General features: G+C 69.5%; 22 protein-coding genes, 1 tRNA gene and 1 rRNA gene. 11 read left to right on the forward strand and 13 right to left on the reverse strand.

Annotation, left to right across the window (positions count from 1 at the left end):
• The 3 genes from H531_RS0100005 to H531_RS0100015 form a co-directional block, all read right to left on the reverse strand.
• Positions 1-444, reverse strand: a 16S ribosomal RNA gene (locus H531_RS0100005); the annotation flags it as partial.
• 103 nt (positions 445-547) lie between these two features.
• Positions 548-1,009, reverse strand: a complete 462-nt coding sequence (gene nrdR, locus H531_RS0100010; protein ID WP_022797315.1) for a transcriptional regulator NrdR — start codon at positions 1,007-1,009, stop codon at positions 548-550.
• The gene (locus tag H531_RS0100015; protein WP_028490553.1) at positions 1,006-1,713 is read right to left on the reverse strand and encodes an SDR family NAD(P)-dependent oxidoreductase; all 708 of its coding nucleotides are present in this window, start codon (positions 1,711-1,713) and stop codon (positions 1,006-1,008) included. The genes nrdR and H531_RS0100015 overlap by 4 nt, the downstream gene beginning before the upstream one ends.
• Positions 1,714-1,741: 28 nt before the next feature.
• On the opposite strand from H531_RS0100015, the gene H531_RS0100020 reads away from it, so the two are divergent.
• Complete coding sequence (locus H531_RS0100020; protein ID WP_022797317.1) at positions 1,742-2,221, forward strand: macro domain-containing protein; 480 nt, start codon at positions 1,742-1,744, stop codon at positions 2,219-2,221.
• Positions 2,222-2,354: 133 nt separating this feature from the next.
• Here the strand turns inward: H531_RS0100020 and H531_RS0100030 are convergent, their stop codons facing one another.
• Positions 2,355-3,224: a putative Ig domain-containing protein gene (locus tag H531_RS0100030; RefSeq protein WP_022797319.1), complete on the reverse strand. Its 870-nt coding sequence runs from the start codon at positions 3,222-3,224 to the stop codon at positions 2,355-2,357.
• Positions 3,225-3,254: 30 nt separating this feature from the next.
• Between H531_RS0100030 and dcd the strand changes: the two genes are divergently transcribed.
• From dcd to trmH, 4 genes are read left to right on the forward strand one after another with little or no spacing between them, the layout of a single operon-like run.
• Positions 3,255-3,800: a dCTP deaminase gene (gene dcd / locus H531_RS0100035; protein WP_022797320.1), complete on the forward strand. Its 546-nt coding sequence runs from the start codon at positions 3,255-3,257 to the stop codon at positions 3,798-3,800.
• 3 nt (positions 3,801-3,803) lie between these two features.
• Positions 3,804-4,883, forward strand: coding sequence for an ATP phosphoribosyltransferase regulatory subunit (locus tag H531_RS0100040; protein WP_022797321.1), 1,080 nt, complete (start codon positions 3,804-3,806; stop codon positions 4,881-4,883).
• Complete coding sequence (hisG, locus tag H531_RS0100045; RefSeq protein ID WP_022797322.1) at positions 4,880-5,491, forward strand: ATP phosphoribosyltransferase; 612 nt, start codon at positions 4,880-4,882, stop codon at positions 5,489-5,491. The genes H531_RS0100040 and hisG overlap by 4 nt, the downstream gene beginning before the upstream one ends.
• Positions 5,492-5,498: 7 nt before the next feature.
• Positions 5,499-6,083 (forward strand): tRNA (guanosine(18)-2'-O)-methyltransferase TrmH, encoded by a 585-nt coding sequence (trmH, locus tag H531_RS0100050; protein WP_022797323.1) that lies wholly within the window; start codon positions 5,499-5,501, stop codon positions 6,081-6,083.
• On the opposite strand, the gene H531_RS0100055 is transcribed toward trmH, so the two are convergent.
• From H531_RS0100055 to dprA, 3 genes are all read right to left on the reverse strand, one after another.
• Entirely contained in the window at positions 6,073-6,288 is a 216-nt protein-coding gene (locus H531_RS0100055) for a hypothetical protein (RefSeq protein ID WP_022797324.1), read from the reverse strand. The two genes, trmH and H531_RS0100055, sit on opposite strands and share 11 nt — an antisense overlap.
• Entirely contained in the window at positions 6,278-7,234 is a 957-nt protein-coding gene (locus H531_RS0100060) for a branched-chain amino acid transaminase (protein WP_022797325.1), read from the reverse strand. The genes H531_RS0100055 and H531_RS0100060 overlap by 11 nt, the downstream gene beginning before the upstream one ends.
• Positions 7,235-7,386: 152 nt before the next feature.
• Positions 7,387-8,388 carry a DNA-processing protein DprA gene (dprA, locus tag H531_RS0100065; protein ID WP_022797326.1) on the reverse strand — a complete coding sequence of 334 codons (1,002 nt, stop codon included), beginning with the start codon at positions 8,386-8,388 and terminating at the stop codon, positions 7,387-7,389.
• A gap of 83 nt (positions 8,389-8,471) precedes the next feature.
• On the opposite strand from dprA, the gene era reads away from it, so the two are divergent.
• From era to moeB, 3 genes are read left to right on the forward strand one after another with little or no spacing between them, the layout of a single operon-like run.
• Positions 8,472-9,377 (forward strand): GTPase Era, encoded by a 906-nt coding sequence (gene era, locus H531_RS0100070; RefSeq protein WP_022797327.1) that lies wholly within the window; start codon positions 8,472-8,474, stop codon positions 9,375-9,377.
• A 44-nt stretch (positions 9,378-9,421) separates the two neighbouring features.
• A complete protein-coding gene (locus H531_RS0100075; protein ID WP_022797328.1) occupies positions 9,422-10,303 on the forward strand; it encodes an acyltransferase in 882 nt (293 codons plus the stop codon).
• The gene (gene moeB, locus H531_RS0100080; RefSeq protein WP_022797329.1) at positions 10,304-11,122 is read left to right on the forward strand and encodes a molybdopterin-synthase adenylyltransferase MoeB; all 819 of its coding nucleotides are present in this window, start codon (positions 10,304-10,306) and stop codon (positions 11,120-11,122) included.
• A gap of 3 nt (positions 11,123-11,125) precedes the next feature.
• Here the strand turns inward: moeB and H531_RS0100085 are convergent, their stop codons facing one another.
• A complete protein-coding gene (locus tag H531_RS0100085; protein ID WP_022797330.1) occupies positions 11,126-12,259 on the reverse strand; it encodes a citrate synthase/methylcitrate synthase in 1,134 nt (377 codons plus the stop codon).
• Between the two features lie 55 nt (positions 12,260-12,314).
• Positions 12,315-13,472, reverse strand: coding sequence for a class I SAM-dependent rRNA methyltransferase (locus H531_RS0100090; protein ID WP_156860422.1), 1,158 nt, complete (start codon positions 13,470-13,472; stop codon positions 12,315-12,317).
• Between the two features lie 21 nt (positions 13,473-13,493).
• On the opposite strand from H531_RS0100090, the gene sppA reads away from it, so the two are divergent.
• The 3 genes from sppA to H531_RS0100105 all read left to right on the forward strand — a co-directional run bounded on the left by sppA (position 13,494) and on the right by H531_RS0100105 (position 14,951).
• Entirely contained in the window at positions 13,494-14,426 is a 933-nt protein-coding gene (gene sppA, locus H531_RS0100095) for a signal peptide peptidase SppA (RefSeq protein ID WP_022797332.1), read from the forward strand.
• Positions 14,420-14,830 carry an RDD family protein gene (locus H531_RS0100100; RefSeq protein WP_022797333.1) on the forward strand — a complete coding sequence of 137 codons (411 nt, stop codon included), beginning with the start codon at positions 14,420-14,422 and terminating at the stop codon, positions 14,828-14,830. The genes sppA and H531_RS0100100 overlap by 7 nt, the downstream gene beginning before the upstream one ends.
• Positions 14,831-14,874: 44 nt before the next feature.
• Positions 14,875-14,951, forward strand: a tRNA-Arg gene (locus H531_RS0100105).
• A 115-nt stretch (positions 14,952-15,066) separates the two neighbouring features.
• Here the strand turns inward: H531_RS0100105 and H531_RS0100110 are convergent.
• The 4 genes from H531_RS0100110 to H531_RS0100125 form a co-directional block, all read right to left on the reverse strand.
• A complete protein-coding gene (locus tag H531_RS0100110) occupies positions 15,067-16,596 on the reverse strand; it encodes a DEAD/DEAH box helicase (protein ID WP_022797334.1) in 1,530 nt (509 codons plus the stop codon).
• Between the two features lie 76 nt (positions 16,597-16,672).
• The gene (locus H531_RS0100115) at positions 16,673-17,884 is read right to left on the reverse strand and encodes a molybdopterin molybdotransferase MoeA (RefSeq protein WP_022797335.1); all 1,212 of its coding nucleotides are present in this window, start codon (positions 17,882-17,884) and stop codon (positions 16,673-16,675) included.
• Between the two features lie 4 nt (positions 17,885-17,888).
• Positions 17,889-19,274: a S8 family peptidase gene (locus H531_RS0100120; RefSeq protein WP_022797336.1), complete on the reverse strand. Its 1,386-nt coding sequence runs from the start codon at positions 19,272-19,274 to the stop codon at positions 17,889-17,891.
• 9 nt (positions 19,275-19,283) lie between these two features.
• The gene (locus H531_RS0100125; protein ID WP_022797337.1) at positions 19,284-20,957 is read right to left on the reverse strand and encodes a tetratricopeptide repeat protein; all 1,674 of its coding nucleotides are present in this window, start codon (positions 20,955-20,957) and stop codon (positions 19,284-19,286) included.
• Between the last annotated feature and the right edge of the window lie 105 nt (positions 20,958-21,062).

Consider the following 21,062-nt stretch of genomic DNA (forward strand, 5'->3'; position numbering starts at 1 on the left):
TTCGTCCCGGGTTCAGGAGTTTACACCCCGAAGGGCTTCCTCCTCCAAGCGGCGTCGCTCCGTCAGGCTTGCGCCCATTGCGGAAGATTCCTAACTGCTGCCTCCCGTAGGAGTGGGGCCCGTGTCTCAGTGCCCCTGTGGCCGGCCATCCTCTCAGACCGGCTACCCGTCGTCGCCTTGGTGGGCCTTTACCCCACCAACCAGCTGATGGGACGCGGGCCCATCCGGAAGCGGGTATCCACCCTTTGAACGTACCCCACAGGATACGTCCACATGGGGGATTAGCCCGAGTTTCCCCGGGTTGTCCCCCTCTTCCGGGTAGGTCACCCACGCGTTACTCACCCGTCCGCCGCTGACCGTGAGAAAACCCACGGCCCGCACGACTTGCATGTCTTAGGCACGCCGCCAGCGTTCACCCTGAGCCAGGATCAAACTCTCCAACAAAAACGCCTGCAAGGCGTGGATGCTCAGTTGGGCTTGGCCTTGCGCTCCCCCTTTTCAAGATCCCCCTGCTCGGGCCCTAGCCCGCGCAGCAAAAGCCATGCTATCAAGGCCCCCCTCCCTTGTCAACCCCAAAGAGGCGGCGGATCTCCTCAATGAAGCGCTCCACCGAGTCAAACTCCCGGTAAACCGAGGCAAAGCGGATGTAGGCCACCTGGTCCAGTTCCCGCAGGAAGGCCATGGCCTTAAGGCCGATCTCCTCCGAGGTGATCTCGGGCCCGGGCACCTGGTCCTCAAAGGTGTAGGCGAAGCGCTTTAGGACCTCCTGGTCCACCGGGCGCTTCTCGCAGGCGAGGAGGAGGCCCCTGAGGAGCTTGTCGGGGTTAAAGGGCTCTTTCCTACCGTCCCGCTTGATCACCATGAGGGGTTCCAGCTGGGTCCTTTCGTAGGTGGTAAAGCGGCGGCCGCAGGAGGGGCACTCCCGCCTGCGGCGGATGGCGGCCCCCTCGTCGGAGGGCCTCGAGTCCACCACCCGGGTGTCGGGGTGGCCGCAGTAGGGGCACTTCATGGCACCTCGCGGAGCATCTCGTAGACCTCAGGGGAGACCGGAGGCTCGGGAAGCTGCACCTCCAGGACCACCCCCCGCACCCCCTCGGCCACCATGGACCCGAGGGCCAGGGCCGCCCGCACCAGGGCCTGGTCGTAGGTCTCCCCTACGGGATCGCGGGAGGGGACCACCCCGTTCACCCGGACCCCGGGGAAGGTCCGGGTAGCCCCCTCTATGAGGCCTTCCACAGCCTTGCGCACCGAGAGGACGTGGGGCTCGAGGCGGGAAAGGGGGGGGAGGACCACGGTCACAAACCCACCCCCCGCGAGGTGGCGGAGGCCCTGCTGGAGGACGTAGAGGCTGGACTTCACGTCCTGGCTCATGAGGTCGTACCACTCCCCCTCCAAGAGCTCCACGAAGGGGGTCTTGCTCTCGGCGGTGGTCACGTGGACAATGCCGTCCAGAAGGCCAAAGAGCTCCTCCACCTTCTCAAAGGTGCTGGTCACGTCCAAGACCACGCTCATGTCCCCGCGGATGGGGATGGCCGTGGCCCCGAGGGCCTCTACCTCCGAGGCTACCCCTGTGGCCAGCTCCACCTCGGGGTCCACGGCGATCACCGTGGCCCCATTGCGGCCGTAGCCGTGGGCGATGGCCCGGCCGAAGCCCCGCCCGGCCCCGGTCACCATGACGATCCGCCCCTCGAGGCCCAAGAGGTCCCGTGACATCAGGCCCATTGTACGGGAAAATAGGGGCATGGCCCGCATCCGCGTGGCGCAGGGGGACATCACCGAGTTTCGGGGAGACGCCATCGTCAACGCCGCCAACAACTACCTGAAGCTGGGGGCGGGGGTGGCGGGGGCCATCCTCCGGAAGGGCGGCCCCTCCATCCAGGAGGAGTGCGACCGGATCGGCAGGATCCCCGTGGGGGAAGCGGCGGTCACGGGGGCGGGGAACCTCCCCGTGCGCTACGTGATCCACGCCGCCGTCCTGGGGGACGAGCCCGCAAGCCTGGAAACGGTGCGCAAGGCCACGCGAAGCGCCCTGGAGAGGGCGGTGGAGCTGGGCCTAAAGACGGTGGCCTTTCCCCTCCTGGGCACCGGGGTGGGGGGGCTTCCCGTGGACGCGGTGGCCCGGGTGATGCTGGAGGAGATCAAGAAGGCCCCGGACACCCTAGAGGTCACCCTCTACGGCTACCGGGAGGAGGACGCCGAGGCCATCCGCAGAGCGCTCTAGAGGGGTTTTCGGTAGCCGACCAGGCGCGCCACCTCCTCCCGGTCCGCACCCCCTTCCGGCCACAAGGCGGCGCGAAGGGACAGGTAGGCGGGGAGGTCCGACCCCCGCAAGGGCCGGAGAGCAATTCCCCCCCTCACGGAGCCCCCCCGGACCCCGCAGGCGGGGCCTCGGGAGAGGGGGCCTGGACCTTGGGGAAGTAGCCCTGGGCGAGGAGCCTGAGGTCCGCCTCGCCCACCTTGCCGTCCCCGTCCAGGTCCCCCTTGAGCTCCTTCCCCTCCCGGCCCCAGTTCTGGGCGAGCCCTAGGAGGTCGGCGAAGGGCCTCCCCCGGGAAGGGGCCTGGCCCAAGGGCTTCCCCTCCTTGTCGTAGAGGACCACCTGGGGGGAAAGCCTCGGGGTGAGGGGCTTGGCTGGGGTGAGGAGGAGGCGGAAGGCCTCCTGGTCCTTGAGGGGCTTCGGGAAGGCCAGATCCAGGCGGAGGAGGCGGCTTTGGGGGTCGTAGTCCAGGAGGTACACAGGACTTGCCGCCTTGAGGCTGGAGAGGTCGGGGCTGAGGTCTTGAAGGCGCACCTCCAGCTGGAAGCCCACCGCCTCCCGCCCCTCCACCCGGGCGAGGAGGAGGAAGGGCCCCTCCACCTGGGCGGGGGGCAGGACCAGGGTAAGCCTCGGCGGGGGCGGGTCGGAAACGGTGAGGGTGAGCTTCTGGGCCCGGCTGTTCTTGGCGGCGTCCTCCACGGTGAGGACCAGGGAGAAGCTCCCCTTCTCCCGGGGCACCCCGCTGATCCTCCCCCCTTGGAAGGTGAGGCCCTGAGGGAGCTTGCCCTCGAGGCTGAAGGCGTAGGGCCTGAGGCCTCCTTCGGCGCTGAAGACCGCCTGGTAGGCCTCCCCCAGGTAGGCGGGGGGGAGGCTGGAGGCGGTGAGGCGCAGGGGCTCAGTCCCCGCGCCCGTGGGGTCCTGGGTGCCGCAGGCGGCGAGGAGAAGGGCCAGGGGCCAGAGCTTCCGCATAGGGAAAGTCTAGCCGGTATAGTTGAGGGCATGGTGAAGCCGGACTGGTGGATCCGGGAGATGGCGAGGAAGGGGATGATTGAGCCCTTTGAGGAGCGGCTGGTGCGGGAGGGGGTCATCAGCTATGGGCTTTCCTCCTTCGGGTACGACCTCCGGGCCGCCCCGGAGTGGCGGATCTTCACCAATGTTTTTTCCAGCGTGGTGGACCCCAAGCGCTTTGACCCCAAGAGCTTTGTGGAGTACGAAGGGGAGGAGGTGGTCATCCCCCCCAACTCCTTTGCCCTCACCCGGAGCCTGGAGTACATCCGCATGCCCGACAACGTTATCGCCATCGCCCTGGGAAAGAGCACCTACGCGCGGTGCGGCATCGTGGTGAACGTGACCCCCCTGGAGCCCGGCTGGGAGGGGCACGTCACCTTGGAGATCTCCAACACCACCCCCCTTCCCGCCAAGGTCTACGCAGGCGAGGGCATCGTCCAGCTCCTCTTCCTGGAGGGTCCCCGTCCCGAGGTGACCTACCGGGACCGGCAGGGCAAGTACCAGGGCCAGAAGGGGATCACCCTGCCCCGGATCTAGGCCATGATCCCCGAGGGCACCCGTTTCCTCCTCCCCCCCGAGGCCAGGCTCAAGGCCGAGGTGGTGGGCAGGCTTCAGGACCTCTTCCGGCGCTACGGGTACGAGCCCGTGGAGCTCCCCGCCCTCGAGGCCTACGACCCCGCCCACCCCCTGGCCGAGAGGGCCTTCAAGCTGGTGGACAAGACGGGGGAGGTGCTTTCGCTAAGGAGCGAGTTCACCACCCTCCTGGCCAAGCTCCTCCGGGCCCACCTTCCAGAAGGGGTCCACCGCTTCCAGTACGCCGGGGCCCTCTGGCTTAGGGAGGCGGACGCGGAGCTTGGGCGCCTCAGGGAGTACACCCAGGTGGGGCTGGAGCTCTTGGGGGCCACGGGGCCTTTGGCGGACGCCGAGGTGCTGGAGCTCGCCTTCGCCGCCCTGGAGGCCTTGGGGGTGGAGGGGGTGGTGGAGGTGGGCCTCCCGAGCCTGGTGGGGGAGGTGCTCGGGGCCTCGGGGCTTCCCAAGGAGGCCCAGAGGGAGGCGCAGAGGGCCATCCACCGCAAGAACCTCCCCGAGCTCAAGGCCCTCCTCGCCCAAAACCCCGTGCCCGAGGAGGCGAGGAGGGCCCTCCTCGCCCTCCCCGACCTCTACGGGGGGGAGGAGGTGCTTAGGGAGGCCAAGGCCCTTCCCCTGCCCCCGAGGGCCCGGGCGGCCCTCAAGGGCCTGGAGGAGACCTTGAACCTTCTTGGGAGGCCGGTGCTCCTGGACCTGGGCATGGCCCGGCGGTACGAGTACTACTCGGGGATCTTTTTCCGGGCCTACACCCCGGGCTTCGGCCTCCCCCTCCTCGGGGGCGGGCGGTACGATGGGGCCCTTCTTCCCCAGGCGGCGGGCTTCGCCCTGGGGGTGGAAAGGCTCCTCGAGGCCCTCAAGCCCCCCAAGGAGGAGGCGGCCCCGGAGGTTCTGGCCCTGGACCTAGCCGCCCTCCGCCGCTTTGCCCAGGAGAGGCGCACCGAGCTCTTCCACGGGGAAGACCCCCTGGCCTACGCCCGGGCCCGGGGCATCCCCTTCCTCGCCCGGGGGGAGGAGCTTTGGAGGGTGGAATGAGGCGCTTTTCCCTCACCGTGGCCCTGCCCAAGGGGAGGATGTTCCAGGAGGCCTACGAGGCCCTCCTGCGGGCGGGCCTACCCCTACCCCGGGTGGAGGGGGAAAGGGCGCTCCTCTACGGGGAGGAGGGGGGCGTGGCCCTTCTGGAGCTCCGCAACAAGGACGTCCCCGTCTACGTGGACCTAGGAATCGCCGAGATCGGCGTGGTGGGGAAGGACGTGCTTTTGGACTCGGGGCGGGACCTTTTTGAGCCCGTGGACCTGGGTTTCGGGGCCTGCCGCCTCTCCCTCATCAGGCGCCCGGGGGACACCGCTCCCATCCGCCGTATCGCCACCAAGTACCCCACCTTCACCGCCCGCCTCCTCAAGGAAAGGGGCTGGGCGGCGGACGTGGTGGAGCTTTCCGGCAACATTGAGCTCGCCGCGGTCACGGGCCTGGCGGACGCCGTGGTGGACGTGGTCCAGACCGGGGCCACGCTAAGGGCGGCGGGCCTCGTGGAGGTGGAGGTCCTCGCCCGCTCCACGGCCAGGCTGGTGGTGAACCGGCAGGCCCTCAAGCTCAAGCGGGAGGTCCTCAAGCCCCTGATCGCCCGCCTGCGGCAACCCTAGGATCGGTATGAGGGAGGCCACACCCGAAAGGCGAAGGCGCCTGGAGGAGGTCCTGAGCAGACGCCAGCCCGACCTCACCGTCCTCCTGGAGAACGTGCACAAGCCCCACAACCTCTCGGCCATCCTGCGCACCTGCGACGCCGTGGGGGTCCTCGAGGCCCACGCCGTGAACCCCACGGGGGGCGTGCCCACCTTCAACGAGACGAGCGGAGGCAGCCACAAGTGGGTCTACCTGCGGGTGCACGAGAGCGTAAAGGAGGCCTTCCGGTACCTAAAGGAGCAGGGCTTCAGGGTCTACGCCACCGCCCTTCGGGAGGACGCCCGGGATTTCCGGGAGGTGGACTACACGAAGCCTGTCTGCGTCCTGCTGGGGGCGGAGAAGTGGGGGGTTTCCGAGGAGGCCCTGGCCTTGGCGGATGGGGCCATCAAGATTCCCATGCTGGGGATGGTCCAAAGCCTGAACGTCTCCGTGGCCGCCGCCGTCATCCTCTTTGAGGCCCAGCGGCAGAGGCTAAAGGCGGGGCTTTACGACAGGCCCCGCCTGGACCCGGAGCTCTACCAAAAGGTGCTTGCCGACTGGCTCAGGAAGTGAGGAAGGCCTCCTCCTCCAGGGGCTTGGCCTTGACCCCGAGCACGGAGACCCCGACCTGAAGCTCCCCCCAGGCCTCCCCGTCTTCTGGATTCTCCTTGGCCCTTTTCCAAGCACCTTGAAAGTCCCGGGAGGCCTCGTCCAGGACCTCCCGCAGGTGCTCCTTACGCGCTCGTTTCCGGGCTTCCGTCTTGGACCTATTGCCCATCCACGTAGGTGAGCCAGCCCTCGTACTCGGGCCGCTGCCCGGTGGCGGCCTCGAGGTAGACCTCCCGGAGCCTCAAGGCCACGGGCCCGGCCGTGCCCTTTCCGATGGGCCTCCAGTCAATCATGGACACCGGGGTCACCTCGGCGGCGGTGCCGGTCATGAAGACCTCGTCGGCCATGTAGAGCTGGTCCCGGGTGGCCCGCACCACCTGGACCTCGTAGCCCAGGTCCTTGGCGATGCGGATCACGGAGTCGCGGGTGATGCCCTCGAGGTTCACCGAGTGCTCCAGGGCGTAGATCACCCCGTCCCGCACAAAGAAGAGGTTCTCCCCGCTCCCCTCGGCCACATACCCCTCCTCGTCCAAAAGGAGGGCCTCGTCGGCCCCGGCGGCCACCGCCTCCATCTTGGCCAGGGCCGAGTTCACGTAGTTGCCGCCCACCTTGGCCTTGCCCGGCATCACGTTTGCGGGGAAGCGAGCCCAGGAGCTGGTGATGAGCCTGGCCCCCTTGCGCACCGCCTCCTCGCCCAGGTAGGCCCCCCACTCCCAGGCGGCCACCATCACCTCGGCGGGGTTGTTGGGAAGGGGGTTCACCCCGAGGGCCTTCGCCCCCATCCAGGCCAGGGGGCGGATGTAGCAGCTCTTGTAGCCGTTTCGCCGCACCACCTCCTTGATGGCCTCCTCCAGCGCCTCCGGGGGGAAGGGGATCTCCATGCGGAGCACCTTGGCCGAGTGGTAAAAGCGCCGCACGTGCTCCTTGAGCCGGAAGACGGCGGGGCCCTTGGGGGTCTCGTAGGCCCTTATCCCCTCAAAGACGCTGGTGCCGTAGTGCAGGGCGTGGCTTAGGACGCTGGTCTTGGCCTCCTCCTGGGGCACCAAGGCCCCGTTCATCCAGATGAGCCCGGCCTTGATGTGCACATCGCCGCCCTTGGCCTCAGGCTTGGTCATGGCGAACCTCCGCCCCCATCATAACGCTTTTCTACGCATAAGCCTCAGGGCGTAAGGCCTGGGAGCGATGACCCCCCCGGCAGGGCCCCAAGCTTCAGCCCCACAAGCGCGCAAGGGGCTACCCGAACGGCCGGGCCGGGACGGGGTGGGCCCTAGAGCGCCCCGTACCTCCCCCCGGGGAGGGCCTGGGCCAGGCCCTTCACCTCCAGGAGGGTGAGGAGGGCGAGCACCCTCTCCGCCGGAAGGCCCAGGGCCTCCGCCAGGTCGTCGGGCAGGGCCTCCCCCTGGCGGAGGCGCTCGTAAAGCCTGGCCTCCTCGGGGGAGAGGTCCAAGGGGGCCTTGGGTTTTCCGGAAAAGCCCAGGTAGGAGAGCACGTCCTCCGCCCCGAGCACCGGGTAGGCCCCGTCCTGGAGGAGGCGGTTGGCCCCTAGGGAGGCTTGGTCCGTGGGCCTTCCGGGCACGGCCAGCACCTCCTTGCCGAGCTCCAGGGCGTGGCGGGCGGTGATGAGGGCCCCGGAGTCCGGGGGGGCCTCCACCACCACCACCGCCCGGGCAAGCCCGGCGATGAGGCGGTTCCTTCTGGGGAAGAACTCGGGCTTGGGGCCGGTTCCGAAGGGGAACTCGGAGAGGAGGTCCATCCTTTGCGCCAGGGAGCGGTTTTCCGGAGGGTAGACCCGGTCTAAGGCGCTTCCCAGGACCCCCAGGGTGCGCCCGCCCCCCTCCAGGGCCCCTAGGTGGGCCTCCCGGTCTATCCCTCGGGCAAGGCCCGAGACCACCCAAAGCCCGGCCTCGGCGAGCTCGCGGGCAAGCCTCCGGGTGAAGGCCAGGGCCCAGGGGGAGGCCCGCCGGGTGCCCACCAGGGCCACCGCCCACCCCTCAGGGGGGAGCTCCCCCTTCAGGTAGAGGTGGGTGGGGGGCTGGGGAAGCGCCCGCAGCCCTTCGGGAAAGCCCTCTTCCCAAAGGCCCAGGATGCGCACGCCCTCGGCCTCGGCCAGGCGCCGTTCCGCCTCCGCCCGCCCCTCGGCCTCGGGCAGGCGCCGCCAGGCCTCGGGGAAGCGTTCCTTGAGGAAGCCCGCGGGATCCTCCGCCTCCAGGGCCTCCAAAAGCCGCTTCGGGCCGATGCCCGGAAGGAAGGCCAGGGCCAAAGGGTCCACGCCGTAGAGTATACTGAAAGGCCTGGAAGGTCCGGCCCCTGCCCCAAAAGGGCAAATCCCGAAGGCCGGGATCACCTGCCGCCATGGAAAAGAAGACCTACTCCGGCTTCGTGGCCCTCGTGGGCAAGCCCAACGTGGGCAAGTCCACCCTCCTCAACACCCTGCTGGGGGTTAAGGTGGCCCCCATCAGCCCCCGTCCCCAGACCACGAGGAAGCGCCTCCGGGGCATCCTCACGGAGGGCCAGCGCCAGATCGTCTTCGTGGACACCCCGGGCCTCCACAAGCCCATGGACGCCCTGGGGGAGTTCATGGACCAGGAGGTCTACGAGGCCCTCTCCGACGTGAACGCCGTGGTCTGGGTGGTGGACCTGCGCCACCCGCCCACCCCCGAGGACGAGCTGGTGGCGCGGGCGCTAAAGCCCCTGGTGGGGAAGGTGCCCATCCTCCTTGTGGGCAACAAGCTGGACGAGGCCAAGTACCCCGAGGAGGCGCTACAGGCCTACCACGCCCTCCTCCCCGAGGCCCTGCCCCGGAAGCTCTCCGCCCTGAACCCCAAGCAGGTGGCCTCCCTAAAGGCGGAGCTCCTCGCCCTCCTCCCCGAGGGGCCCTTCCTCTACCCCGAGGACTTCGCCAAGAGCGACCAGGACTTCGGGGAGTGGGTGGCGGAGATCGTCCGCGAGGAGGCCATGAAGCGCCTCTGGCACGAGGTGCCCTACGCCATCGCCACCAAGGTGGAGGAGGTGGCGGAGCGGGAAAACGGCCTCCTCTACCTCAAGGTGGTCCTGTACGTGGAACGGCCCACCCAGAAGGCCATCGTCATCGGGGAAGGCGGAAGGAAGGTCAAGGAGATCGGTCAGGCGGCGAGGAAGCAGCTGGAGGCCCTGCTGGGCCGCAGGGTGTACCTGGACCTCGAGGTCCAGGTCTACCCGGACTGGCGCAAGGACCCCGAGGCCCTGAGGGAGCTCGGCTACCGTTCCTCCCTAGGGTGAGCCTGGGCGCCCCCCAATCGGGGCCGGCCCTTTACCATAGCCTTATGCCCTGGCTCCTGCCCAAAGCCATCGCCCCCCTCCACCAAAAGGCCTTGGACCACTTTGTGGGCCGCCTGGTGGAGCAGCTTTCGGACCCCGGCGTGGACCGGAACGCCCTGGTGCGGGAGGAGCTCGCCCGCCTCCTCTACGCCAGGCCCTACGAGGAGCTCCTGGAGGTGAGCCCCCTCGCGGCCCTGAGCCTGGACCCCGAAGGCATCACCTTTGAGGCGGAGTACTACGCCGCCACCGACCCGGAGAAGTTCCAACGGGTCAAGCCGCTCCTCTGGTTCTGGAAGGTGCTGGACCTCACCCCTTTGGGCCAGTCCGTGCACTCTGGGGTGGCCATAAGGCGGGCCTTGGCCCCTTTCATCTTCAAGCGGGTGGGGAAAAACCCCAAGTTCTTCCAGAACGTGGAGTTCTCCGTGGGCTACAACCTGGAGCTAGGCGACGAGGTGGTGGTCCACCGCTACGTCTTTCTGGACGATATCGGGGGCATCAAGATCGGGGACCGCACCTCGCTTTCCGACTACGTGAACGTCTACAGCCACACCCACCATGTCCTCGCCACCCCCGACGTGACCCTGAAGGAGACCATCATCGGAAGCGGGGTGCGCATCACCTACCACGCCACCGTCTTGGCGGGAGTGCGCATCGGGGACGACGCCATGGTGGGTACGGGGGCCATCGTCACCCGGGACGTGCCGCCCCACGCCATCGCCCTGGGCATCCCCGCCCGCCCTGCCCGCTTCAAGGTGCGCCACGACTGCCCCTACTGCCGCAAGGGGGAGCCCCATCCCTCGGACCTCGTGCCCAAGGTCCAAGACCGCAAGGGCAACCCCGACTACCCCGACTTCCTCCCCCCTGGCTTCGGCACCCGGGAGGCCTAGATGTGGACCAAGGAGGAGCTGGACCGCTACCACCGGCAGATGATCCTGCCCGGGGTGGGTCCTGAGGGGCAGGAAAAGCTCCAACGGTCCTCCGTGGTGGTGGTGGGCGCGGGGGGCCTGGGGGTGCCCGTCCTCCAGTACCTGGTGGCCGCCGGGGTGGGGCGGGTGGGCCTCGTGGAGATGGACCGGGTGGAACTTTCCAACCTCCACCGCCAGGTGCTCTACGCCACGGAAGACGTGGGCAGGCCCAAGGCCCTCACGGCCAAGGAGCGCCTTTTGGCCCTGAACCCTGGGGTGCGGATAGACGCCTATCCGGTCCGCCTGACCGCAGAGAATGCCCTGGAAATCCTTGGACCCTACGACCTCGTGGTGGACGCCTCGGACAACTTCCCCACCCGCTACCTGGTGAACGACGCCTGCGTCCTCCTGGGGAAGCCCCTGGTCTATGGGGCCATCCACCGGTTTGACGGCCAGGTGGCCGTGTTCCACCACCCCACGGAGGAAGGGGAGATGGGCCCCTGCTACCGTTGCCTCTTCCCCAGGCCCCCTGCCCCCGGCGCCGTCCCCTCCTGCGCCGAGGCCGGGGTCTTCGGGGTGCTCCCGGGAACGGTGGGGGCCCTGATGGCGGCGGAGGCCTTGAAGCTCCTCCTTGGCCTCGGGAAGCCCCTCGCGGGCTACCTCCTCCTTTACGAGGCCCTCGAGGCCACCTTTCGCAAAGTCCGGGTGCGCCGCAACCCCGCCTGCCCCGTCTGCGGCGAAAACCCCACCCAGCGGGAGCTCATAGACTACGAGGCCTTCTGCGGCCTGGGAAGGGGGTAGGCCCTACCCCCGGGCCTCGAGGGGGAGGTAGGGCCGGTCCAGCTCGCCAATGTACCGGGCGTCGGGGCGGAGGAGGCGGTTGTCCAGCTCCTTGTACTCCAGGATGTGCCCCACCCAGCCCGCGATGCGGGCCACGGCGAAGATGGGGGTGAAGAACTCCAGGCCGAACCCCAGGTCGGAGTAGACCACCCCGGAGTAGAAGTCCACGTTGGGGTAGATGCCCCGGGGGTTCAAGACCTTCCCCGCCTCCTCCTCCACGAGCTTCAGGATCTGGTACTCCTTGGAGTGGCCGTGCTTCTCCGCCACGCGGCGGGCCAGCTTCTCCAGGACCCCCGCCCTGGGGTCAAAGGCCTTGTAGACCCGGTGGCCCATGCCCATGATGCGCTCCTTCCGGGCGAGCTTCTCCCGCACCCACTCCCGGGCCCGCTCCGGCTCCCCGATCTCCCGGATCATCTTCATCACCGCCTCGTTGGCCCCCCCGTGGCGGGGACCCTTCAAGGAGGCCACGGCGGCGGTGATGGCCGAGTAGAGGTCCGTCTCCGTGGAGAAGGCGGCGATGGCGGTGAAGGTGCTGGCGTTGAAGCCGTGCTCGGCGTGGAGGATGAGGGCGGCGTCCATGAGCCGCTCCTGCTCGGGGGAAGGCTCCACCCCGTTGGCCATGTAGAGGAAGTTGGCGGCGTGGGAGAGGTCCTCCCTCGGGGGAATGGGTTCCTTGCCCTCCCCAAGCCGCTTGTTGGCGGCCACAATGGTGGCGAACTTGGCGATGAGGTCAAGGCCCTTCTGGTAGAGGGCCTCCTTAGCGATGTCTCCCTCCGTGGGGTCCAGCATGCCCAGCTCGGAAACGGCGGTGCGCAGGAAGCTCATGGGGTGGGCTGAGGCGGGATAGCGGCGGAAGGAGTCCAGAAGGTGGGGGGGCAGGGTCCGCCTTCGGGCCAGGTCCTTCCGGAAGGCCTCAAGCTCCTCCCGTTTGGGCAGTCTCCCGTGCAATAGGAGGAAGGTGGTCTCCTCAAAGGTGCTCTTTTCCGCCAGTTCCTGGATGGGGATGCCGTAATAGTAGAGGCGGCCCGCCTCCCCGTCAATGAAGCACATGCGGCTTTCCGTAAAGAGAACGCCTTCCAAACCCCGCGCCACTTCCATACCTCCTCCTTTTCCGCACCCCAAGGGTGCTTCCCCCCCATCATACAGGGATCGGTCAGAGGGCGTCCTCCTGGAGGATCAGGGTCTTGAGGTAGAGGCTCTCCGGGACGTGCAGGCTCCAGGGGTGGTCCCTGGGCTGGTGGGTGAGAGCGTGGACCCGGAGGCGCATCCTTCGGTCGGCGGCGGCCCTACGGGCCACCTCCAGGAGGTCCTCCGCCTTCAGGTAGTAGCTGCAGCTGGAAAGCCAGAGGTAGCCCTCCGGGGCGAGAAGCCTTAGGGCCTCCCGCACCAGGTCCACCAGGTGGCGCTTCATGGGGGGAAGCTCCTCGGGGCGCTTGACCAGGGTGGGAGGGTCCAGGAGGACGTGGTGGAAAGGCCCTTCCAGCCCCCCGAGCACCCCCAGGGCCTCCCCGTGGCGGAGGTCCACCCGAAGGCCAGCCCTCAAGGCGGCCCGGTCCAGGACAGCCAGGGCCTCGAGGTCCTTGTCCACCGCCAGGGCGTAGGCCCCCTTCCGGGCCGCCCTGAGGGCGAAGCCCCCCACGTAGCTGTAGACGTCCAGAACCCGCTCCCCGGGGCGGACCATGGCCTCCAGGAGGCGGCGGTTCTCCCGCTGGTCCAGGTAGAAGCCCGTCTTCTGGGCCAGTGCCAGGGGGATGGGGAAGAGGAGGCCGTCCTCCTCCACCTCCAGGACCTCGGGCACCTCCCCGTAGACCACCCCCACCCGCCCGGGAAGCCCTTCCAGCCTCCTCGCCTCCACGTCGCTCCGCTCGTAGACCCCCCTGGGCCCCACCGCCTCCACCAGAGCGGGAAGCCAGACCTCCCGCAGGGCCTCCATCCCTCGGGCGCGCACCTGGAGGACCAGTACCTCCCCGAAGCGGTCTACCACGAGGCCAGGAAGCCCGTCCGCCTCCCCGTGCACCAGGCGGTAGGCGGTCCCCATACCCTCCCGCTTCCGCATGGCCCTGAGGAAGCGCCCCCGGAAAAAGGGGCGGTCCAGGGGCCCCCGGTCAAAGCGGAAGGCGCGGAAGGGAACCCGGGAGCGGGGGTCGTGGTAGCCCACCGCCAGGAAGCTGCCGTCGGCGGCGTAGGCCTCGGCCACGCCCGCCTCCTCGGGGGCCTCGAGGAGCTCGTCCCGGTACACGTTGGGGTAGAAGTTCCTGAGCTTCCGCTCCTTTCCCGGCCTCACCACCACCCGAAGCACAAGCCCCAGCATACCCCGTGCTACCCTGGACCCATGAACCGAAAGCGTTGGCTCGCCCTCGTCCTCTTCCTCCTGGTCCTCGCCGTGGCGGTGGGCCTGGGCCGCCTGGCCGCCCCGGCGAAGGGGGAGGGGCGCTGGCAGGAGGCCGCCCTCTTCGGCCAGGGGGAAAAGGTTCTCCTCCTGGAGCTCAAGGGGACCATCCCCACGGACAAAGCCCTGGAGGACTTTCTCTCCCAGGTACGCCAGGCGCGGGAGGACGAGTCCGTCAGGGCCGTGGTCCTTTACGTGGAAAGCCCAGGAGGCGGGGTTACGGAGACCGAGGCCGTCCACCGCGCCCTCACCGCCTTGGCCCGGGAGAAGCCCCTGGTAGCCAGTTTCGGCACCGTGGCGGCCAGCGGGGGCTACTACGCCGCCACCGCCGCCCGGGAGATCCTGACCCCGCCCACCGCCCTGACGGGCTCCATCGGGGTCATCGCCACCCTACCGCGGGTACAAGGCCTTCTGGCCAAGCTGGGCCTCGAGGTGGAGGTGTTGAAGGAGGGAAGGCTTAAGGACATGGCCTCGGGGCTAAGGCCCCTGAGCCCGGAGGAAAAGGCTATCCTCCAACGCTACCTCCGCGAGGCCTACGAGCTCTTCGTGAAGCGGGTGGCCGAGGGCAGGAAGATGCCCTTGGAAAAGGCTTACCGGCTTTCGGACGGGCGCATCTACTCGGGCCAGCAGGCCGTGGCCCTGGGCCTCGCCGACCGAGAGGGCTACCTGGAGGACGCCGCCCGCAGGGCCGCCGAGCTTGCCGGGCTCCAATCCTTCCGCCTGGTGCGGTACATCCGGCCCAAGGGGCTTTTCCAAGCCCTTCTCGGCGAGGAAAGCCCGCTGGGCCTCTCCTCGGAGGCCGAAGCCCTCCTAAAGGCCCTTTCCCAGGCCCGCTTCCGCCTGGAGTACCGGTACCTGGGAGGTGGGCTGTGGTAGCGAGCCCTTGGCGCAGGCTCGTGGCCTCCTTGGTGGATGGCCTGATCCTTGCCCCCTTGAGCCTCCTCCTCAGGGTCCTGGCGGGGGTGGACCTCATGGGCCCTACAACCCTAATCCAGGACTTCTTCCTCCAAGGGCTTCCCACCTGGGCCTACTACGCGGGGTTCACCGCCCTTTACGGGGCCACCCCGGGAAAGATGGCCCTGGGCCTGAGGGTGGTGCGGCTGGACGGAGACCGGGTGGACTGGCTCACCGCCTTCATGAGGGAGGTGGTGGGCAAGACCCTCTCCGCCCTGCCCCTGGGCCTCGGGTACCTTTGGGCCTTCTTCCACCCCAGGCGCCAAGCCTGGCACGACCTCATCGCCGACACGCTGGTGGTGCGCCGGGCGGGGCCGGAACCCTAAGCTTGCCCGGGGCCAGGGGGGATGGTAGAATCCTGAAGGCGTGGGCGCCCGTAGCTCAGCAGGATAGAGCGGGGGCTTCCTAAGCCCTAGGTCGGGGGTTCGAATCCCTCCGGGCGCACCAAGGACCAAGGCTCCGCCTCCTAGAGGGGTGGGGCCTCATACCTTTGGCTTTTCCTATGCTCCTAAAACCTCGCGGGGACTTCCCCCATGCGGGCCCAAGCCCGCATGGGGTGGTACTACACCCTGGCCGGGCGCCGAAAGCGGGGAGGCGTCTCCAAAAGGCCCTCCACCCTCCTGGCGGGCTCCAGCCGGAGACCGGCCACCTCCGGCCGGGCCTCGAGGCGGAGGTCCACGTAAAAGCCCCCCTCGGCCTCGGCCACCTTGCCCACCTCGAGGCCCTGCTCCTTCAAAAGGGCCACCAGCCGGGGGAGGGAAAGCCTTGCCCCCGTGGCCTTGTAGGTGCGCCAGCCCTCCTCCCCGGTGAGAAGGCTCTTCTCCTTGGGGGCGCCCCCCAGGAGGAGGGCCATGAGGGCGGCCACCACCTCCACCCGGCCCTCGGCGAAGAGGCGGGCGGCGAAGTCCTGGTAGAGGCGGTAGTCCTTCTCCGGCACCCGGGCGAGGCGGGCCAGGAGGTGCTGCCACCTCGCCTCGAGGACCTCCTCGGGGGTAGGGGGGTTCACCCGCTTCAAGGTGCGCCCCAGGGCCCGCTCCAGCTCGGCGAGCTCCCGCCTTTCCCTGGGCCCGTAAAGGAGGATCACCTCTCCCCCCCGGCCCGCGCGGCCCGTGCGCCCGGAGCGGTGCTGGTAGGTCTCGGGTTTGTCGGGAAAGCGGTAGTGCACCACCAGGTCCACCTCGGGGATGTCCAGGCCCCGGGCGGCCACGTCCGTGGCCACCAGCACCCTGACCTCCCCCTCGCGGAAGGCCCGCATCACCCGCTCCCGGTCCGCCTGGGAGAGGTCGCCGTGGATGGCCCGGGCGGCGTGGCCCAGGCGGAGAAGGCCCGTGGCCACCTCCTCGGTCTCGGCCTTGGTCCGGGTGAAGACGATGGCCCGCTTGGGGGCCTTGACGTAAAGGAGGTCGGAAAGGAGGCCAAGCCGGTCGGAAGGGGCCAGGATGGCCTCCTCCTGGTAGGTGATCCCCTCCTCCCGCACCACGTTGATGACCACCGGGCTTCGCATGTAGCGCTCGGCAAGCCTTTTGGCCCAGGAGGGCAGGGTAGCGGAGAAGAGCAGGGTCTGGCGCGAGGGAGGCGTGGCGGAGAGGAGGGCCTCCACCTCCTCCTCAAACCCCATGGAGAGCATCTCGTCCGCTTCGTCCAAAACGGCGATCTCCACTCCCGAGAGGTCTAAAACGCCCTGGCGCAGGTAGTCCAGGGCCCGCCCCGGGGTGGCCACCACCACGTCGGCGCCCCTGGCCAGCTCCTCCCGCTGCCTGCCGTAGCCCGTGCCCCCGTAGACGGGGACCACCTTGAGGTGGGCGGCAAGGGCGGCCAGCTCCGAGGCCACCTGGAGGGCAAGCTCCCTCGTGGGGGTGAGGACGAGGGCCCTAGGCCTCCGGCCCCGCTCCTTGCTGGGCGCGAGCCTCTCGGCGATGGGGAGGGCGAAGGCCAGGGTTTTGCCGGTGCCGGTGCGGGCCTGGCCGATGAGGTCCTTGCCCTCTAGCGCCAAGGGCAAAGCCGCCGCCTGGATGGGGGTGGGGGCGGTGATGCCGCGTTGGATTAGGGCCCGCTGGATCTCTTCCTTCAGGGGAAAATCTTTGAACTCCATGCTACCTTGTTCCTTTCCGGGCCCACCCGCGCCCGAAAAGGGAGGGAGCGCCCGTAAACCTTCCTAGCTTAGTGAACTAGGGCACGAAAGTCAAGGGCAGGACCTCCACCTCCTCCCCCTCCCTGGCGTCCCGGTCTGGGGGAAGGACCACCAGGGCGTTGGCCAAGGCCATGGAGCGGAGGACGAAGCTGCCCTGGTCCCCCGTGGTGCGCACCGTCCCCTCCGGCAGGAGGAGCACCCCTCGGCGAAAAGCCTTCTTCCCCCTGGCCCCCTTAAAGGGGGTGAGGGCCCGGGCCTTGAGGGGCCTGTAGGGAGGCTCGGTGCGCTGGAGGAGCCTGAAGAGGAAGGACCTCCCGTAGAGGAAGAAGGTGACCATGGTGGAAACCGGGTTTCCCGGAAGGCCGAGGACGGGAAGCCCTTGAAGCCTGGCGAAAAGGAGGGGCCCCCCGGGCTGCTGCCTCACCCTCCAGAAGATCACTTCGCCCGCTTCCTCCAGCACCTTTCGCACCACGTCGTACGCCCCCATGGAAACCCCTCCGGAGGTGAGGAGGAGGTCCAAAGGCCCTGCCCCCTCCAGCCTCTTCAGCACCTCCTCAGGCCGGTCCGGCACCTTGCCGAGAAGGACGGGCTCCCCCCCCGCCTCGAGGACGAGCCCCATGAGGCTATAGGCGTTGGCGTTATAGACCCCGCCAAAGGGCAGGGGCTCCCCCGGCTCCACCACCTCGTCCCCCGTGGTGAGGATCCCCACCCGGGGCCTCCGGAAGACCCTGAGGCGGGGGTAGCCCATGGCCGCCGCCAGGCCGAGCCTCCCTGGGGTGAGGAGGTCCCCCCGCCTTAGGTAGACCTCCCCCCGCCTGAGGTCGCCCCCCTTGGGGCGGAGGTCCTGGGGGGAGGCGGGGGCGAAGAGGAGGACGAAGTCGCCCTCGCGCCGGGTGTCCTCCACCCGCACCACCGCGTCCGCCCCCTTGGGGATGGGGGCCCCGGTGTAGACCGCCACCGCCTCCCCCCTCCCCACCTCCCCGCGGAAGGCCCTGCCCGCCGGGGCTTCGCCGATGAACCTGAGGCGCACCGGGTTCTCCGGCGAGGCAGCCCGGGCATCCTCCTCCCGGCAGGCGTAGCCGTCTATGGCGGAGTCCTCCTGGTCCGGATGGTCCACCAAGGAGGCGAGGTCCTCGGCCAGCACCCGCCCGTAGGCCTCCCTTAGGGGAAGCTCCTCCACCGAAAGCTCCCCCCGGGCCTCCCGAAGCACAAGCTCTAGGGCCTCCTCCACGGAAAGGTCTTGCCTCATGGCCTCAGTTTAGGGAAAGGCGGGCCAGGTCCAAGGCCCCCGCGCCCACCGCCTCCTTGGGGAAGGGGAGGGGCCTGGCCGCCTCCTGGAGGAGGCGGGCGTAGGCCTCGGGGGAAAGACCGGGCCGGGCCTCGAGGAGGAGGGCCAAGGCCCCCGCCGCCAGAGGGGCGGCGAAGGAGGTGCCACGGCAGGAGGCCATCCCGCCCTCGGGTGCGGGGCAGGGGAGCCCCTCCCCGGGGGCGGCTAGGTCCACATACCCCCCCCAGGTGCTGAAGGGGGCCGGGGCGTTAAGGCCCTCCCCCAGAGCCCCCACCGCGAGGAGGCCCGGGAGGTCCCAGGCCGCGGGATAGTGGGCGGGCCCTCCCTTCCCCTGGTTCCCTGCGGCCGCCACCAAGGGAACCCCCTCAGAGAGGGCTTGGCGCAGGATGGCCTCCAGGGCCTCCACCGGGGTATCGCCCCCGAGGCTCAGGTTGAGGACCAGGGGCCTTGGACCCCGCTCCAGGGCGTAGCAGACCCCCTGCACCACCCGGCTCGCCCGGCAGACCCCCTTAGCGTCGCAGACCCGCACGGGCAGGACCCGCGCCTCCGGGGCCACGGCCAGGACCAGGCCCGCCACCCCGGTGCCGTGGCCTCCGGGAAAGGCATCCTCAGGGAGGGTATCCCCGTCCACCAGGTCGGCCCCCGGGAGGAGCCTGCCCTCCACCAGGGGATGCCTCCCCACGCCGGTGTCCAGGACGGCCACCGCCACACCCCGCCCCCGGAAGCCCCGCTCCCAGAGGGCCTTGGCCCCAAGGGCTTGGGACGGGTCTAGGGCGTCCAAGGACCAGAGGCTTTCCGGGTCAGCCCGGTACGCGGCGTCTTGGGCGGAAAGGCGCTCCAGGGCCAAGCCCAGGGGGAGCCCCCCCACGCTCACCCGGTAGAGCCTTCCCCCGCAAGGGCCGAGGTCCCGCGCCTCCAGGACCCCGAAGCCCTCGGGCAGGCGCAGGGAGGCCCCCTTGGGCAGGAAGAGGAGGGCCTCGTCCCGCACCACCTGGCCCAAGACGCCCAGGACCGCCTCCACCGCCGGGCTGCCCTCGGCCCGCACCCTTCTCGGCCCCCCGGGCACCTCGGGGACCAGGAACCGCACCTCCCCAGGCCTGCGGGCCACCACCCGGGCCTCCACCCCCTCCACGCTCACCCGGAACCGCCCGGGGTCCAGGGCGCCGATCCCGAGGCGCACCTCCTCCCCCACCAGGGCCCGGCGGGGGAAGAGGGCGCCCGCAGGAAGGGGCTTTTCGGAAGGTGGGGTTTGGAGGAGGCCGAAGAGGAGAAGGCCCAGGAGCGCAAGCCCCACCAGCGCGGCCAGAGGGTTCGGGGGCGGGGGCATGGTCCCGGGAGGCCTTTCGGTCACGGGGCCATTTTAGCCTGAGGCAGGGGGCGCGGAAAAGCGTTTCTCGTAGCGGGCAGCCAGGGCCTCGTGCCCGGCCTCCCTTAGGAGGGCGATGGCCTCCTCCAGGAAGGCCCGCTCCCCCCGGAGCTCGGCCAGGTTGGCCAGGATGGCGGCGGTGAGGAGGACCTCCCCCGCCTCCCGGGCCAGGAACAGGGCCTTGCGGTAGGCGGACTCGGCCTTCTCCCGCTCGCCCTTCCGGTGGTACAGGGCTCCCAGGTTGTTCCAGGCCCGGCCCAGGACCTCGAGGCTTCCCCCCTCCTCGGCCAGGTCCATGGCCTCCCGGTAAAGCCGCTCGGCCTCCTCCATCGCCCCGAGGCGCTCCCGGTAAACCCCCAGGTTGAGGAGGATCCGGGCCCGGGCCAGGGGGCCTTGGGCGGCCTCCAGGGCCTGCCGGAAGGCCTCCTCCACCTCTTCGGGAGGTGAGCCGCCTTCCGCCAGGGCGAGGGCACGGTTCCCCAACGCCCCCGCGTGCCGCTCCTCCTCTCCCAGGGCCAAAAAGCGCACCGCCGCCCGGGCGAAGGCCTCCGCCGCCTCCAGAAAGCGCCCCTCTCCCAGGAGGAGGTGGCCCCGCAGGTTCAACGCCTCCCCCGAGGCCTCCCCCGCCCGCCCCAAAAGGTGCCAAGCCTCGGCCTTCCGCCCTAAGCGAAAGAGGATCACGCCCTTCAGCACCCCCGCTTCTCCTTCCTCAGGAAGCTCTTCCAGGAGGGCCAAGGCCTCCCGGAAGCGGCCTAGGCGCTCCAGGGCCCGGGCCTTGAGGAGGCGGACCTCAGGGGCCTCCGGGGCCTCCTGCAGGATCTCCCACGCCCTCCTGGGGTTCTGGTAAAGGAGGGGTCGGGCCTCGCTCAAGACCGCCTCCACCGCCCGTTTGAGGTCGGCTCCCCCCAAGAGGGGACGGGCTATGCGGTAAAAGAAGGCCGCCTCGGGTAGGGGTTTCTCCCGGGCCAGCTCTAGGGCTACCCCCTGGGCCTCGAGGCCCAGGGGGGGGCGGAGGAGGGGCCTGCCCTTGGCGTCCACCAGGCCGGAAGCCCGGAAGAGGGCCAGGGCTTCGGCGTCCGGGCACTCCCCGGAGAGGAGGAGGCGGAAAAAGGCCTTACGCACCCCTTCCGGCAGGAGGACCTTGGGCAGGGCGGGGGTCCGCAAGGGAGCGGGCAGACCGGGAAGCCCCCTCGCCCGCTCCAAAAGCCCCTCGGCCTCCTCCAGAAAACCCAGGGCGGCCAGGCCCAGGGCCGCCCGCTTGAGACCCCGGGCCACCCTCCTCGCCACCTCCTCCCGCTTGCGCCAGACCCACTCCTCCAGCTCCTCCGGCAACTGGAGGTAGATCTTCTCCAGAAAAACCCCGGTATAAAGGCCCAGGGCCTCCTCGTAGGCCCCTTCCCTTAGGGCCCGGTGGAGGAGGGGGAGGTCCAGCTCCACCCGCGCCTCCACGTACCCTCCCTCCTCCGCCACCACGCCCAAAGGCCTCAGCTGGGCCAGGGCCACGGCGAGGCTGTTCAAGGGGTCCCGGGCCCGGGGCCAGAAGAGCTCCGCCAGGTGGCGCCTCGGCCTCCTCCCCTCCACCGCCAGGTAGGCGAGGAGGAGGAGGGGCTTCTCGCGGGCGAAGCCCGCCCCCACAAGCTCAGGGCCCCCCAGGGTGCGGAGGAACATGCCCCCATCTTAGCCCAGGGTAAGGTCATCCTCCCCTGGGGCGTTCATGCCCCGTTCATGGGGCGTTCAGCCCCTTTGGGCTATGAAAGAGGCCGGGAGGTGAAC

It is taken from the genome of Thermus islandicus DSM 21543, from assembly GCF_000421625.1.
Taxonomy (GTDB): Bacteria; Deinococcota; Deinococci; order Deinococcales; family Thermaceae; genus Thermus; species Thermus islandicus.